Raw genomic sequence first — 13,765 nt, forward strand, 5'->3', positions numbered from 1 at the left:
ACCGACGGCCGCCCCGGGCCGCCGTCGGGCCGTCCCACCACCCTGCCGCGCACGGCACCCGCGCGCCCTCGTGCCTCCCCGTGCGCTCTCCCTGAGAGGACCCGTCATGCCTGCTTCCCCGCTCCGCCGTCCGTCCGCACCGCCCGGCCGCCGGAGGGCGACGGCCGTCGCGCTCGGTCTCGTCGCGCTCCTCGCCGCCGGTGCGTGCAGCACCGCCGAGGCGTCCGGGGGCGGTGACTCGGCCGACGGCGGCACGCTCGCCCCGGACGCCGAGCTGCCCACCGAGGTGTCGGAGGGCACCGTCCTGCGGGTCGGCGACCCGACCACGCAGAAGGCGTTCGAGCTCGCGGGCGACGACCTGGACAGCGACTTCTCGTTCGAGATCGAGTGGGCCAACATCTCGGGCGGCCCGGCGACGACGGAGGCGTTCCGGGCCGGGTCGCTCGACGTCGGCGCCGTCGCGGAGATCCCGCCGATCCACGCGACGTGGACGGGCCTGGACGTGCAGGTCTACGCGTCCGTCTACCGGGAGAACTGGGAGGACGCGCCGGTCTACGAGTTCGCAGGGGCGCCGGGGGTCGAGCTCGACTCGCTCGAGGACTTCCGCGGTCACCGCATCGCGTTCAGCCCGGGCCAGGCGCAGGGCGCGATCGTCCTCAAGGCGCTGGAGGAGGCCGGGCTCACGCAGGACGACGTCGAGCTCGTCGAGCTCCCGAGCACGGGCGACGTGTACTCGACGGCCCTCGCCGCGGGCGAGGTCGACGTCGCGCCGCTCGGCGGCACGCAGCTCTTCCGGTACCTCGCGACGTACGAGGCCGACGGCGCGACGTCGGTCGAGCACCACCTGCGCGACGACGCGTCGCACCTCTACGGCCCGACCGAGGTCGTGCGCGACCCGGCCAGGGCGGCGGCGCTGCGGGAGTACGTCGCCGCGTGGGCGGCCGCGAAGATCTGGGTCGCGGAGCACCCCGAGGAGTGGAAGCAGGGCTACTACATCGAGGACCAGGGGCTGAGCGAGGAGGACGCGCAGTATCTCGTCGACCACGCGCCGGTCCCGGACGTCCCGTCCGACCTCACGGAGGGCATCGAGCGCACGCAGGCGACGGTCGACCTGCTCGCGGCGGAGCTCGACGAGCAGCCGCTCGACGCGGCGGACCTGTTCGACGTGCGCTTCGGCCCGGTCGCGGGCGAGGCGGCCGCCGCCGCGCGGGACGGGGGCACGCAGTGAGCGCCGCGGTCGTCGACCGGGTCGACGTCGCGGTCCCGCAGGCCGACGCCGCCCCGTCGACCCCGGCGGACGTGCGGCCGCGCGGCACGCGCCTCGGGCTCGGCCGGCCGGTCCCGCTCGCCGCGCTCGTCGGGGTCACGCTCCTCGCGGTCGTCTGGTCGGTGGGGTCCGCGACGGGGCTCGTCGACCCGCGCGTGCTGTCCGCGCCGTGGACGGTCGTCTCGACGGGCGCGGAGCTCGTCGCGAACGGCAAGCTCGGGGCGCACCTCGGCGTGTCCCTGACGCGCGCCGCGCTCGGGCTCGCGGCCGGCATCGTCGCGGGAGTCGTGCTCGCGCTGGCCGCCGGGCTGAGCCGGATGGGCGACGCGGTGCTCGACGGCCCGATCCAGGTCAAGCGCGCCATCCCCAACCTCGCGCTCCTGCCGCTGCTCATCCTGTGGTTCGGCATCGGCGAGGAGATGAAGGTCATCACCATCGCGCTCGGCGTCTTCATCCCCATCTACCTGCACACGCACAACGGCCTGCGCGCGATCGACAGCCGGTACGTCGAGCTCGCCGAGACGGTGCAGCTCTCGCGGTGGCAGTTCGTGCGCCGCGTCATCCTGCCGGGCGCGCTGCCCGGTTTCTTCCTCGGCCTGCGGTTCGCGGTCACGGGGTCGATGCTCGCGCTCGTCGTCGTCGAGCAGGTCAACGCGACGGCCGGGATCGGCTACATGATGGAGCTCGCCCGGACGTACGGGCAGACGGAGATCATCCTCGTCGGCCTCGTGGTCTACGGCGTGCTGGGCTACACCGCGGACCTCGCCGTCCGCCTCCTGCAGAGGAGGGTGCTCTCGTGGCGGCGCACGCTGGAGGACTGACCGCGCAGGAGGCCCGCCCGACGGCGCCGGGCGCGGCCGTGCGGGTCCGCTCGCTCGTCCGGTCGTACGGGGAGCAGCGCATCCTCGACCACCTCGACCTCACCGTGGACGACGGCGAGTTCGTCGCGATCCTGGGCCGGTCCGGCTCGGGCAAGAGCACGCTCCTGCGCGCGCTCGCCGCGCTCGACCACGGGGTCGCGGGCTCGGGCGAGGTCGCGGTGCCGGACCAGGTGTCCGTCGTCTTCCAGGACTCGCGGCTCCTCCCGTGGGCGCGCGTCCTGGACAACGTGGTGCTCGGTCTCGACGCCGGCGGGCGCGGTCGGAGCGTCGCGCGCGACGCCGGCCGCGCGAGCCTCGCGGAGGTCGGCCTGGCCGGGCGTGAGCGCGCGTGGCCGAACGAGCTCTCGGGCGGCGAGCAGCAGCGCGTGTCGCTCGCCCGTTCGCTCGTGCGCTCGCCGCGGCTCCTGCTCGCCGACGAGCCGTTCGGCGCGCTCGACGCCCTGACGCGCATCCGGATGCACGCCCTGCTGCGCGACCTGTGCGCGCGGCACCGCCCCGCGGTCCTGCTCGTCACGCACGACGTCGACGAGGCGATCGTGCTCGCGGACCGCGTCGTCGTGCTCGACGAGGGACGGATCGCGGCCGAGCGCCGCATCGACCGGAGCTACGGCCCCACCGAGGCCCGCGACCCCGCGGACCCCCGCTTCGCCCGGCTCCGCACGGAGCTGCTCGACGCGCTCGGCGTCGTCCGCGACGCCCCGACCACCCCCGACCGGAAGGACACCGCCGCATGACCCGCCACGCCTCCTCGGGCCACCGCCCCGGCCGCCTGCACCTCAACGCGTTCCTCATGAGCACGGGCCACCACGAGGCGTCGTGGCGCCTGCCCGAGAGCGACCCGTCGTGGACCTCGACGAACATCGCGCACCTGCAGCGCCTCGCGCAGGTCGCGGAGGCGGGGAAGCTCGACTCGATCTTCTTCGCGGACGGCCCCGGGCTGCGGTCCGACGTCGGGCGCCGCCCGGCGGGCTCGCTCGACCCGCTCATCGTGCTGACGGCGATCGCGACCGTGACCGAGCGCATCGGCCTCATCGCGACGGCGTCGACGACGTACAACTCGCCGTACAACCTGGCGCGGCGCTTCGCGTCGATCGACCACGTGTCAGGCGGCCGGGCCGGGTGGAACGTCGTCACGACGGCGGGGCCGGAGATCGCGCGCAACTTCGGCCTCGACGACCAGCCGGCGCACGCCGTGCGGTACGAGCGCGCGGCCGAGTTCCTCGACGTCGCGTTCCGGCTCTGGGACTCGTGGGAGGACGACGCCGTGCTCGCCGACAAGGCCGCGGGCGTCTGGGCGGACCCGGCCAAGATCCACGGGCCCGCGCACGTCGGCACCCACTTCTCCGTGCACGGCGCGCTCACGACGCCGCGCTCGCCGCAGGCGCGCCCGCTCATCGTGCAGGCCGGGTCGTCCGAGGACGGCAAGGACCTCGCCGCGCGCTACGCCGAGGCCGTGTTCACCGCGCACCAGACGCTCGCCGACGCCCAGGCGTTCTACTCCGACCTCAAGGCCCGGGCGGTCACGGTCGGGCGGGACCCGGGCACGGTGAAGATCCTGCCCGGCATCGTCCCCGTCATCGGGTCCACGGAGGCGGAGGCGCTCGCGCGGGAGCGCGAGCTCGACGAGCTCATCGTCCCCGAGTACGCGCGCGCCCAGCTCGCGAAGACGCTGCGCCTCGCGCCCGAGGACCTGCCGCTCGACCGCGAGCTGCCCGACGGCCTGCCCACCGAGGACGAGATCGAGGGGGCCAAGAGCCGGTACACGCTGATCGTCGAGCTCGCGCGGCGCGAGCGGCTGACGGTGCGCCAGCTCATCGGGCGCCTCGGCGGCGGGCGGGGCCACCGCACGTTCGCCGGCACGCCCGAGCAGGTCGCCGACGCGCTCCAGGACTGGTACGACGCCGAGGCCGCCGACGGGTTCAACATCATGCCCGCGGTGCTGCCGTCGGGGCTCGAGCAGTTCGTCGAGCACGTGCTGCCCGTGCTGCGCGAGCGCGGCCTGTTCCGCACCGAGTACGAGGGCCGGACGTTGCGCGAGCACTACGGGCTCGAACGACCGGCGAACCGCTACACGGACGCGGCCCCCGCCGGGACGTCGTCCGACGGCGGGGCACGAGTCGTCGAGGGGGCCTTCGCATGAGCGCGGAGCACCTCTGGTACATCCCGAACCAGGTGCGGCCGGGGCACCGCGGCGACGACACCACCGAGGACCACAACAGCCTCGACACCCTGACGAGCCACGCGCACGCCCTGGAACGCCACGGGTTCGCGGGCGCGCTGCTCGGGACGAGCTGGGGGCGTCCCGACACGTTCACGGTCGCGACGGCGCTCGCGGCCCGCACCACGACGTTCGAGCCGCTCGTCGCGATCCGGCCCGGGTTCTGGCGGCCCGCGCACTTCGCGTCCGCCGCCGCGACCCTCGACCACCTCAGCGGCGGCCGGCTGCGCGTCAACATCGTGTCCGGCACCGACGGGCAGGAGGCGTACGGCGACGGCGAGGCCGACCCGGCGCACCGCTACGCCCGCACGCGCGAGTTCCTGCAGATCGTGCGGCGCCTGTGGACGCAGGAGGTGGTCACGTACGCGGGCGAGCACTTCTCGGTGACGCGCTCGTCGCTGGGGCCGCGGCCCGTGGTCCGCGGCGACCGCGCCCACCCGCGGATCTACTTCGGCGGCGCCTCGGAGGCGGCGGAGCGCGTCGCGGCGACCGAGGCCGACGTGCAGCTCTTCTGGGGCGAGCCGCTCGACGGGATCGCGGAGCGCATCGACCGGCTGAGGCAGCTGAGCGCCGAGCTCGGCCGTGAGCACGCACCGCTCGAGTTCGGGCTGCGCGTCACGACGTTCGTGCGGGACACGACGGAGGAGGCGTGGGCCGACGCCGAGGCGAAGGTCGCGCAGCTCGCGGCCCGGTCGCCGGAGCGCGAGGCGTGGTCGGCCCGCGACCGGGGGCGGAGCACCGCCGTCGGGCAGCAGCGCCTGCTCGACCTGGCCGAGCGGGGCGAGGTGCTCGACGACAACCTGTGGACCGCCCCGGGCCGGTTCGGCGGCGGGGGAGCGGGCACGACGTGGCTCGTCGGCTCCGCGGAGGACGTCGCGAAGTCGCTGCGGCGCTACGAGGACCTCGGCGTGACGCACTTCGTCCTGTCCGACACCCCGTACCTGCGCGAGATCGAGCGCCAGGGCACCCGGCTCCTCCCGCTGCTGCGCGACTGACGGTCACCGTCGCGCGGATCGACCCGCGCGTCGTGAGGTCGACCCTCTGCGGGTCGGTCCGGGGCGCGCGGGTCGGTCCCGGGCGCGCGCTGACCTCGGGCGCGCGGGTCGATCGCCGGCCGGTCGACGGTCCCGGGCGTCCGCGACCCGGAGTACCGTCCAGAGCGTGGACCAGAGCCGGCTCGACGACCTCACCGCCCGCCTGCGCGCCGCCGGGTGCGTCTTCGCGGAGGACGAGGCCACGCTCCTCGCCGAGCGGGCCGACGACGCCGCGCACCTCGAGGAGCTCGTCGCGCGCCGGGTCGCGGGCGAGCCGCTCGAGCACGTCCTCGGGTACGTCGACTTCCACGGGCTGCGGGTCGCCGTCGACCGCGGGGTGTTCGTGCCGCGCCAGCGCACCACGCTGCTCGTCGACGAGGCGGTCGTGCTCGGGCGGCGGGCCGGGCGCCCGGCGTGGCTGTTCGACGGCGGCCCGGGCAGCGGCCCCGGCGGTCGTCCGGAGAGTGGCCCGGACGGCCGGACGGTCGTCGTCGACCTGTGCTGCGGCGCCGGGGCGCTGGGGCTCGCGACCGCGGTGGGCCTCGGCGGCGACGAGACCGTCGCGCTGCACGCGAGCGACGTGGACCCGGCCGCGGTCGCGTGCGCGGCGCGCAACGTCGCGGCCGTCGGCGGGACCGCGCACGAGGGCGACCTCTTCGACCCTCTGCCCGCCGGTCTGCGCGGGCGGGTCGACCTCCTCCTCGCCAACGTGCCGTACGTCCCGACGACCGAGATCCCGCTGCTGCCGCGCGAGGCGCGCGACCACGAGGCGCACGTCGCCCTCGACGGCGGCGGCGACGGGCTGGACGTGCTGCGCCGCGTCGCGGCCGAGGCGCCCGCCTGGCTCGCCCCCGGCGGCCACCTGCTCACCGAGTCCGGCGAGCGCCAGGCAACGGGCGCCGTCGCGGTGCTCGGCCGCGCCGGGCTGGTCGCGCGCGTCGTCCGGGACGACGACATCGGCGCGACGATCGTCGTCGGGACGCTCCCCGCCGAGACGTGAGAAGTGGTCCCCGCGACGCGCGGGTCAGGGGCCACTTCTCACGTCTCGGCAGGCTCGGCGAGGGGGAACGTGCGCCGTGGTGCAAGGCGCGGGCCGTCCGTGACAAAGAGTGGACGAGGGCCCGACGGGCGGGCGGGCCGCGAGAGGGGACGTCGGTGAGCACCGCACGAGCGCGACGACGCGCGCACGGCCTGGTCGGTGCGCTGCTCGTCGCCGTGCTCCCGGCGTGCAGCGGTCCGGGAGGTCTGGTCACCGCGTGCCCGGCGGTCGGGTACTCGGCTCGCCTGGAGGTCCGGCTCGACGACTCCTGGCCGGACCGCGACGCGTACGGCGTCACGGTGGCCTGCGTCGGCGCCGACCCCTGCGCGCTCGTGCGCGACGGTACGCTCCGGCCCGGCCCCGAGCGGGCCCCCACGACGATCCCGGTCGACCCGGTCGACCCGGTCCCGCCCCAGGCCGTCGAGACCTCGCCCGAGCCGACCGGAGAGGCGCAGGACGCGCCCTCCGTCGGCGAGTGGACCGGGTCCGCGCTGAACGGTCCGGTCGGTCCGGTCCTCGTCCGCGTCGTCGAGGTCGCCTCGGGCGACGTCGTCGTCGAGCGCGAGATCGACCCGACGTGGGAGAGCGCGGACGGTGCCGACTCGGAGTGCGGCGGACCGTCGGTCGCGACGATCGAGATCGCCGCCCCGCCGGGGTGACGCCTACGCCGAGGCGGGCCGCAGCAGTGCGCGGATCTCCTTCTCGGCCTGCGCGGGCGTGAGCGCGCGGCAGCCGAGCGACTCCCAGTGCCGCACGAGCGCGGGCTCGGCGCGCAGCAGCGCCCAGCCGCGCCGGAACAGGGTGAGCGGCGGCTTGCGCATCTCGGCGAGGTCGCGCAGCAGGCGGAACCAGAACGTCACGAGGCGCGGTCGGTAGAGGCAGATCGCGTCGGCCAGCACGTCCTGTGCGCGGCAGGCCGCGACGATCTCCGCCGCGAAGATGCCCTCCGCCAGGACGACGCGCGAGCCCGTGACGTCGACGTGGGTCGTGCCGGTGCGGCGCGACGTCGGGATGTCGTAGACCGGCACGTCGGCGTGGCCCGCGCGCGCGAGGTCGACGAGCGCCGCGACCGCACCCTCGGCGTCCCACGAGCGGGGGTCGTCCCAGTCCACGATGCCGAAGCGCTGCGGCAGGTCGGGGTGGTCGTGGTCGAGGTAGAAGTCGTCGAGCGCGACGACCGGGAGCCCGAGCCGGCGGGTGAGCGACGTCTTGCCCGAGCCCGACGCCCCGGTGAGCAGCACGATCCGCGTCGGGACCTCGCGCGACCCGGGCGGGAGGTCGAACAGCGCCGGGTCCCCGGTGGGTCCGGTCGGCACCGGGTCGGTCCGGGTGGCGGCGTCGGTGGGGCCGCCGTCGGCGTCGTGCTGAGGGTCGCTCACGGGACACCATTGTCGCAGCGTCCGGCGTGAGCCCCGAGGCGGGGCGTCGGGTGCGGCGCGTAGCCTTCCCCGGTGACCGCTCCGGACCCCGCCGCCCTGCTCGCCCGCGACGCCCTCGACCGCCTCGACCGGTGGGAGCCCGTGGATCCCCGTCAGGAGGCGCTCGCGGCGGAGTACCGCGCGTTCGTCCGCGGCGACGCCGGCCCGCGCGCCGAGGCGGTGCGGCGCGACGGCGGTCCGCAGCACCTCACGGCGAGCTGCTTCGTGCTCAGCCCCGGTCTCGATCGCGTGCTGCTGTGCTTCCACCGCAAGGGCCGGTTCTGGGTCCAGGTGGGCGGCCACACCGAGCCGGAGGACACGACGCTCGCCGGTGCCGCCTACCGCGAGGCGCGCGAGGAGAGCGGCATCGAGGACCTCGTCCCGTTCGACCCGGACCCCGAGCCGGGCGTCCCGTTGAACGCGGACCCCGAGCAGGGCGTGGAGTCCGTGGCCGGGTCCCGCGCCGGCGCCGCGCCGTCCGCCCCGGTGGACGTGCACCGGCACGACCTCGCCGCGGCGTTCGGCACCTGCCGGACGCACTGGGACGTCGGGTTCGTCGCGTTCGCCGACCCGGACGCGCGCACGGTCGTCAGCGACGAGAGCGAGGACGTCGCGTGGTTCCCGGTGGACGCGCTGCCGCCCGGCACGCCCGACGACTTCCCCGTCCGCCTGGCGACGGTCCTCGCGGAGGTGCGCCACCGCCGTCGGGCAGGACTCCCCACGAGGTAGAGCCCCGGTCGCGCGAGGTAGAGCCCTGGTCACGACCAGGGCTCTACCTCGGCTGACCAGGGCTCTACCTCGGCGGACCGGGGCTCTCCCTCGGCGGGGCGAGGACGACGTGGAGGGTGCGGGGGCCGTGCACGCCCTCGACGCGGGAGAGCTCGATGTCGCTCGTCGCGCTGGGGCCGCTGATCCACGTCTGCGGGCGCCCGGGGTGCGCGGCGAGCAGGCGCACGGCCTCGGGCACGGTCTGCACCACCTGGTCCGTGCGCACCACGCACACGTGCAGGTCGGGCACGAGCGTGATCGCCCGGCGGCCCTGGTCGGGCTCGCCGTCCAGCACGATCGTGCCGGTGTCGCCGACCGCGACGCGCGCCGCGGTGACGACGGCGTCCGTGCGGTCGAGCTCGTCGGGCGTGCGCGGGTCGTCGCGCGCGTCCCGCACGACGGCGGTCCCGGCGCCCAGGCCCGCGAGCCACGCCTCGTCGAGACCGGCCGGCACGACGACGGACGTCGCGTCGGCGAGCAGGTCACCGACGACCGTCGCCACGTCCGCCGCCGTCTCGGCGCGGTGCACGTGCGCCCGGTAGTCGACGAGCCGGTCGACGAGCACGTCCACGACCTCGGGCGAGCCCGGGGCGAGCTCGCCGTGCTCGCGGTAGGCGCGCGGCACGCTGCCCCACGCCGCGGGGCCGCCCGCCGCCGTCGATCCGCCGAGCGCGGTGCGCACGCGGGCGAGGACGTCGTCGCGCGCGCTCACCGGTCCTCACCTCCCTCGGTGCGGGGCTCGTCGGCCGGGCGGTCGCGCCACCAGTCGCGGAAGGTCTGCTTCGCGGGCGCCGGGAGGTCGCGCGAGCGGGTCCACCCGGACGCGGGCGGCGGGAGGGTCGAGATGCGGCCCTTCGGACCGGCGACCAGGCGCCCGACCCCCGCCGCCTTCTCCGCGAGCTCGAACCTGCGCGCGTCGGACATGACGAACGAGGCCGCCTTCATCGCGGCGCCCCACCCGGTGGGGCGGCCGCGGTCGGCGTCGACCTCGCGCGCCCGGAGCTCGACGAGGATCGACGGGATGTCGATCTTCACGGGGCACACCTCGTAGCACGCGCCGCACAGCGTCGAGGCGTAGGGGAGCGACGCGTTCGGGTCGTGGTGGCCGGAGAGCCCGCCGGAGGACTTCGTGAGCTGCGGCGTGAGGATCGCGCCGATCGGACCGGGGTACACCGACCCGTACGCGTGGCCGCCCACCCGCTCGTACACCGGGCACACGTTGAGGCACGCGGAGCAGCGGATGCAGTGCAGCGCGGCTCGCCCGACCTCGTCGGCGAGGACGTCGGTGCGTCCGTTGTCGAGCAGCACGAGGTGGAACTCCTGCGGGCCGTCGCCGGGCGTGACGCCCGTCCACAGGGAGGTGTACGGGTTCATGCGCTCGCCCGTGGACGAGCGCGGCAGGAGCTGGAGGAACACCTCCAGGTCGGTGTACGTGGGAACGACCTTCTCGATCCCCATGACCGTGATGAGCGTCTCGGGGAGCGTGAGGCACATGCGGCCGTTGCCCTCGGACTCGACGACGGTCAGGGTCCCCGTGTCCGCGACGCCGAAGTTCGCGCCGCTGATCGCGACCTTCGCCGAGAGGAACTTGCGGCGCAGGTGGGCGCGCGCGGCCATCGCGAGCTCGCGCGGGACGTCCGACAGGTCCGGCGGGGCGTCGCCCATGCGCGCGAGGAAGATCTCGCGGATCTCCGCGCGGTTGCGGTGGATCGCGGGCACGAGGATGTGCGACGGCATGTCGTCGGCGAGCTGCACGATGAGCTCCGCGAGGTCCGTCTCGTACGCCGCGATCCCCTCGGCGGCGAGCGCCTCGTTGAGCCCGGTCTCCTGCGTCGCCATGGACTTCACCTTGACGACCTCGTCGACCCCCTTCGCCTTGACGAGGTCCGCGACGATCCGGTTCGCCTCGTCCGCGTCGCGCGCCCAGTGCACGACGCCGCCGCGCGCCACGACGTTGCGCTCCAGCTCCTCGAGGAGCTCGGGCAGGCGCGCCATGACGTCGGTCTTGATCGCGGAGCCCGCGTCGCGCAGCGCCTCCCAGTCCGGTACCTCGCCGACGACGGCCGCGCGCTTGGCCCGGATGGTCGACGTCGCGTGCGCGAGGTTGCGCCGCAGCTGCGTGTTCTGGAGCGCCTCGCGCGCCGTGTCGGGGAACGACCCGCCCCAGCGCAGCGGGGCGTCCGGGTGCGGCACGTCGCCGAACGCGTCCGACGCCGCCCCCGCACCCGCCGAGGTGCCGTGCCCGCCCGGGTGGGCGACGTCGTCGGGCAGGGTGCGCGCGCCGCGCCGGACGGGCAGGCCGAGGAACGTGCGGCTCACCGGGCACCCCCGCGCGTCGACGGGCCGACTCCGGCGGGGGCGGGCGTGTCCTTCGTGGACGCGAGGATCTCCGCGAGGTGCAGCGTGCGGACGCCCGCGCGGATGCGCGACAGGCCGCCGCCGATGTGCATGAGGCACGACGCGTCGCCTGCGGTGAGGACCTCGGCGCCCGTCGCCTTCACGTGCGTCATCTTGTCGGCGAGCATCGCCGTCGAGGTCTCGGCGTTCTTCAGCGCGAAGGTGCCGCCGAACCCGCAGCACTCCTCCGCCGCGGGCAGCTCGACGAGGTCGATGCCCTCGACCGCGCGCAGGAGCCGCAGCGGCTTGTCGCCGACGTGGAGCATGCGCAGCGAGTGGCACGTCGGGTGGTAGGTGACCCGGTGCGGGAAGTAGGCGCCGACGTCGGTCACGCCGAGCACGTCGACGAGCAGCTCGGACAGCTCGTACGTCTTCGCGGCGACGGCGTCGGCGGTGCGCGCGAGGTCGTCGAGACCGGCGCGCCGGCAGACCATGCCCTGCTGGTGCCGCACGGACCCGGTGCACGACCCGGACGGGACGACGATCGCGTCCCACTCGCCGTCGAGCACGGGGGAGAACGCCTCGACGTGGTTGCGCACCACGGGGACAGCCTCGTCGAGGTACCCCGTGTTGACGTGCATCTGGCCGCAGCAGGCCTGGCGCTCGGGGAAGAACACCTCGTGGCCGAGGCGCTCGAGGAGTTGGGCGGTGGCGCGCGGTGCCTGGGGGAACATCACGTCGCCGATGCAGGTCGCGGTGAGGGCTATGCGCATCGTTGCTCCGGGGGAGGGCGAGTCGGTCCAGTCTCGCCGGGCCGCGTCCGTGCCGCCTGCCGAGACCGCCGCGGTGAGGCGCCGCGGCTGTGGTCTGACCACAGTCCGTCCACTGTAGACCACGAGGTCGGCGTGGTCTGACCACAGCGTGCCGGGGTCGCCTACCCTGAGCGGGTGCGCACCCACGAACGCGTCCTCGCCCGCATCGAGGCGGACCTCGCCGCGGGCCGCTGGGCGCTCGGCGAGCGCCTCCCGGCCGAGCGCGCGCTCGCCGAGGAGCTCGGCGTCTCGCGCCCTTCGGTGCGCGAGGCGCTCCGTGTGCTCGAGGCCATGGGCATCGTGCGCACCGCCGTGGGCTCCGGGCCCGACGCCGGCGCGACCGTCGTCGACCGGCCCGCCGCCGGGCTGGGCGCGGCCGTGCGCCTGCACGTCGCGTCCGGGACGCTCGCGGTGCGCGACGTCGTCGAGACGCGCGTGCTGCTGGAGACGTGGGCGGTCCGGGCCGCGGGGGAGCGAGTGGGTGCGGGAGACGACGAGGCCGCAGCGACGCTCGCTGAGGCGGGCGCCCTGCTCGACCGGATGGAGGACCCGACGCTGCCCGCGGCCGACTTCCGCGAGCTCGACGCGACGTTCCACGTGCTGCTCGTGCGGCTCGCGGGCAACGCGCTCGTCGAGGCCGTCATGACCGGGCTGCGCGGCGCGATCGAGTCGTACGTCGCCGCGGGCAGCGCCGCACTCCCGTCGTGGGAGCGGACCGCCGCGCGCCTGCGCGCCGAGCACCGCGCGGTGCTCTCCGCCGTCGCGGAGGGCGACGGCGAGCGCGCGGCCCGCGAGGTGCGTGCCCACATCGAGGGGTTCTACGCCGAGACGGGCCTCTGAGCGGACCGCCGTGCCCGCGTCCCGCGAGGAGTTTCGCGGCGGCTAGGTCGATCTGGCGCGGAGCAGGCCGGCCAGGCGGCGCGCCAGGAGCCGGCGGTCGCCCTCGCGGTCCACGAGCGCGAGCGCGCGGCGCAGGTCGTGGGCGGCGTCAGCGGGCCGCCCGGCCCGGACGAGCAGCTCGGCGCGGACGGCGGGCAGGAGGTGGTAGCCCGCGAGCGCCGGCTCGTCGGCGACGGCGTCGAGCGCAGCCAGCCCTGCGTCCGCGCCGTGCACCTCCGCGACCGCGACCGCGCGGTTGAGCGCGACGACGGGCGAGCCGGTGAGGTCGAGCAGCACGTCGTAGAGGCCGAGGATCTGCGGCCAGTCGGTCGCGGCCGCGTCGGTCGCCGCGTCGTGGAGCGCCGCGACGGCGGCCTGCACCTGGTACGGCCCAGGCCGCCCGACGGCGAGCGCCGCGTCCAGCTCGGACAGCCCCTCGGCGATCTCGTCGTGCCGCCAGCGTGCGCGGTCCTGCTCGGCCAGGGTCCGCGTGACGCCGTCGGGGCCCACGCGCTCGTCGCGGCGCGCGTGCTGGAGCAGCAGCAGGGCGAGCAGCCCGCGGGCCTCGGGCTCGTCGTCGAGCAGGCGCGCGGTGAGCCGCGCGAGCCGGACGGCGACGTCGGCGAGCGCGCGCCGCTCGGCCGAGCCCTCGACGGCGTCGGCGGGCTCCGCCCACGCGTCGTACCCCTCGGTGAACAGCACGTACAGCACCGCGAGGACGCCCTCGACGCGCTCGGACCGCAGCGCGGCCGGCGGCACGCGGAAGGTCATGCCGGTGGCGCGGATGCGGCGCTTGGCCCGGACCAGGCGCTGCGCCATCGTCGCCTCGGGGACGAGGAAGGCGCGCGCGACCTGGGCGGTCGTCATGCCGGTCAGCGACCGGAGGGTGAGCGCGACCCGCGCCTCGGCGGGGAGCGCCGGGTGGCAGCACGTGAAGAGCAGGCGCACGAGGTCGCCGTCCGGGTCGTCGGCGTCCCAGGGGTCGTCGTCGAGGCCGCGCGCGACCTGGTCGAGCACGGGGTCCGCGGCTCGGCTCCCGCCCCGGGGACCCGGGTCGACGCGCTCGCCCAGGCGGCCCGCGGCCGCGACCCGCTCCGTCTCGACCCGACGAC

14 protein-coding genes are annotated in these 13,765 nt (G+C 75.9%); 9 read left to right on the plus strand and 5 right to left on the minus strand.

All coding sequences use genetic code 11. The annotated features are described in order from the left end of the window. Positions 1 to 106: 106 nt before the first annotated feature. From RSE42_RS03800 to RSE42_RS03830, 7 genes are all read left to right on the plus strand, one after another. Positions 107 to 1,228 carry an ABC transporter substrate-binding protein gene (locus RSE42_RS03800; RefSeq protein ID WP_415297899.1) on the plus strand — a complete coding sequence of 374 codons (1,122 nt, stop codon included), beginning with the start codon at positions 107 to 109 and terminating at the stop codon, positions 1,226 to 1,228. Continuing rightward, positions 1,225 to 2,088 carry an ABC transporter permease gene (locus RSE42_RS03805; RefSeq protein WP_415297900.1) on the plus strand — a complete coding sequence of 288 codons (864 nt, stop codon included), beginning with the start codon at positions 1,225 to 1,227 and terminating at the stop codon, positions 2,086 to 2,088. The genes RSE42_RS03800 and RSE42_RS03805 overlap by 4 nt, the downstream gene beginning before the upstream one ends. Continuing rightward, on the plus strand, positions 2,064 to 2,882 hold the full coding sequence (locus RSE42_RS03810) for an ABC transporter ATP-binding protein (protein WP_415297901.1): 819 nt from the start codon (positions 2,064 to 2,066) through the stop codon (positions 2,880 to 2,882). The genes RSE42_RS03805 and RSE42_RS03810 overlap by 25 nt, the downstream gene beginning before the upstream one ends. Then, the gene (locus RSE42_RS03815; RefSeq protein WP_409141368.1) at positions 2,879 to 4,288 is read left to right on the plus strand and encodes an LLM class flavin-dependent oxidoreductase; all 1,410 of its coding nucleotides are present in this window, start codon (positions 2,879 to 2,881) and stop codon (positions 4,286 to 4,288) included. The genes RSE42_RS03810 and RSE42_RS03815 overlap by 4 nt, the downstream gene beginning before the upstream one ends. Then, entirely contained in the window at positions 4,285 to 5,361 is a 1,077-nt protein-coding gene (locus tag RSE42_RS03820) for an LLM class flavin-dependent oxidoreductase (RefSeq protein ID WP_415297902.1), read from the plus strand. Before RSE42_RS03815 ends, RSE42_RS03820 begins: the two co-directional genes overlap by 4 nt. 166 nt (positions 5,362 to 5,527) lie before the next feature. Continuing rightward, on the plus strand, positions 5,528 to 6,400 hold the full coding sequence (locus RSE42_RS03825) for a methyltransferase (RefSeq protein ID WP_415297903.1): 873 nt from the start codon (positions 5,528 to 5,530) through the stop codon (positions 6,398 to 6,400). A 155-nt stretch (positions 6,401 to 6,555) separates the two neighbouring features. Further along, entirely contained in the window at positions 6,556 to 7,098 is a 543-nt protein-coding gene (locus tag RSE42_RS03830) for a hypothetical protein (protein ID WP_415297904.1), read from the plus strand. A gap of 3 nt (positions 7,099 to 7,101) precedes the next feature. On the opposite strand, the gene RSE42_RS03835 is transcribed toward RSE42_RS03830, so the two are convergent. Next, entirely contained in the window at positions 7,102 to 7,818 is a 717-nt protein-coding gene (locus RSE42_RS03835) for a uridine kinase family protein (protein ID WP_415297905.1), read from the minus strand. A 72-nt stretch (positions 7,819 to 7,890) separates the two neighbouring features. Here RSE42_RS03835 and RSE42_RS03840 point away from each other — a divergent pair, with 72 nt between their 5' ends. After that, a complete protein-coding gene (locus RSE42_RS03840; RefSeq protein WP_415297906.1) occupies positions 7,891 to 8,586 on the plus strand; it encodes an NUDIX hydrolase in 696 nt (231 codons plus the stop codon). Between the two features lie 64 nt (positions 8,587 to 8,650). Here RSE42_RS03840 and RSE42_RS03845 read toward each other — a convergent pair whose 3' ends face one another. From RSE42_RS03845 to RSE42_RS03855, 3 genes are read right to left on the minus strand one after another with little or no spacing between them, the layout of a single operon-like run. Next, positions 8,651 to 9,337 (minus strand): LutC/YkgG family protein, encoded by a 687-nt coding sequence (locus RSE42_RS03845; RefSeq protein WP_415297907.1) that lies wholly within the window; start codon positions 9,335 to 9,337, stop codon positions 8,651 to 8,653. Beyond that, complete coding sequence (locus RSE42_RS03850; protein WP_415297908.1) at positions 9,334 to 10,944, minus strand: LutB/LldF family L-lactate oxidation iron-sulfur protein; 1,611 nt, start codon at positions 10,942 to 10,944, stop codon at positions 9,334 to 9,336. The genes RSE42_RS03845 and RSE42_RS03850 overlap by 4 nt, the downstream gene beginning before the upstream one ends. Further along, positions 10,941 to 11,735 carry a (Fe-S)-binding protein gene (locus tag RSE42_RS03855; protein WP_086149108.1) on the minus strand — a complete coding sequence of 265 codons (795 nt, stop codon included), beginning with the start codon at positions 11,733 to 11,735 and terminating at the stop codon, positions 10,941 to 10,943. The genes RSE42_RS03850 and RSE42_RS03855 overlap by 4 nt, the downstream gene beginning before the upstream one ends. Before the next feature lie 174 nt (positions 11,736 to 11,909). On the opposite strand from RSE42_RS03855, the gene RSE42_RS03860 reads away from it, so the two are divergent. Next, entirely contained in the window at positions 11,910 to 12,614 is a 705-nt protein-coding gene (locus RSE42_RS03860) for a FadR/GntR family transcriptional regulator (RefSeq protein WP_415297909.1), read from the plus strand. 42 nt (positions 12,615 to 12,656) lie between these two features. On the opposite strand, the gene RSE42_RS03865 is transcribed toward RSE42_RS03860, so the two are convergent. Next, positions 12,657 to 13,670 carry an RNA polymerase sigma factor gene (locus tag RSE42_RS03865; protein ID WP_415297910.1) on the minus strand — a complete coding sequence of 338 codons (1,014 nt, stop codon included), beginning with the start codon at positions 13,668 to 13,670 and terminating at the stop codon, positions 12,657 to 12,659. Between the last annotated feature and the right edge of the window lie 95 nt (positions 13,671 to 13,765).

Source organism: Cellulosimicrobium sp. SJTW-1 (genome assembly GCF_047716875.1).
In the GTDB taxonomy this organism is placed as follows: Bacteria; Actinomycetota; Actinomycetes; order Actinomycetales; family Cellulomonadaceae; genus Cellulosimicrobium; species Cellulosimicrobium funkei.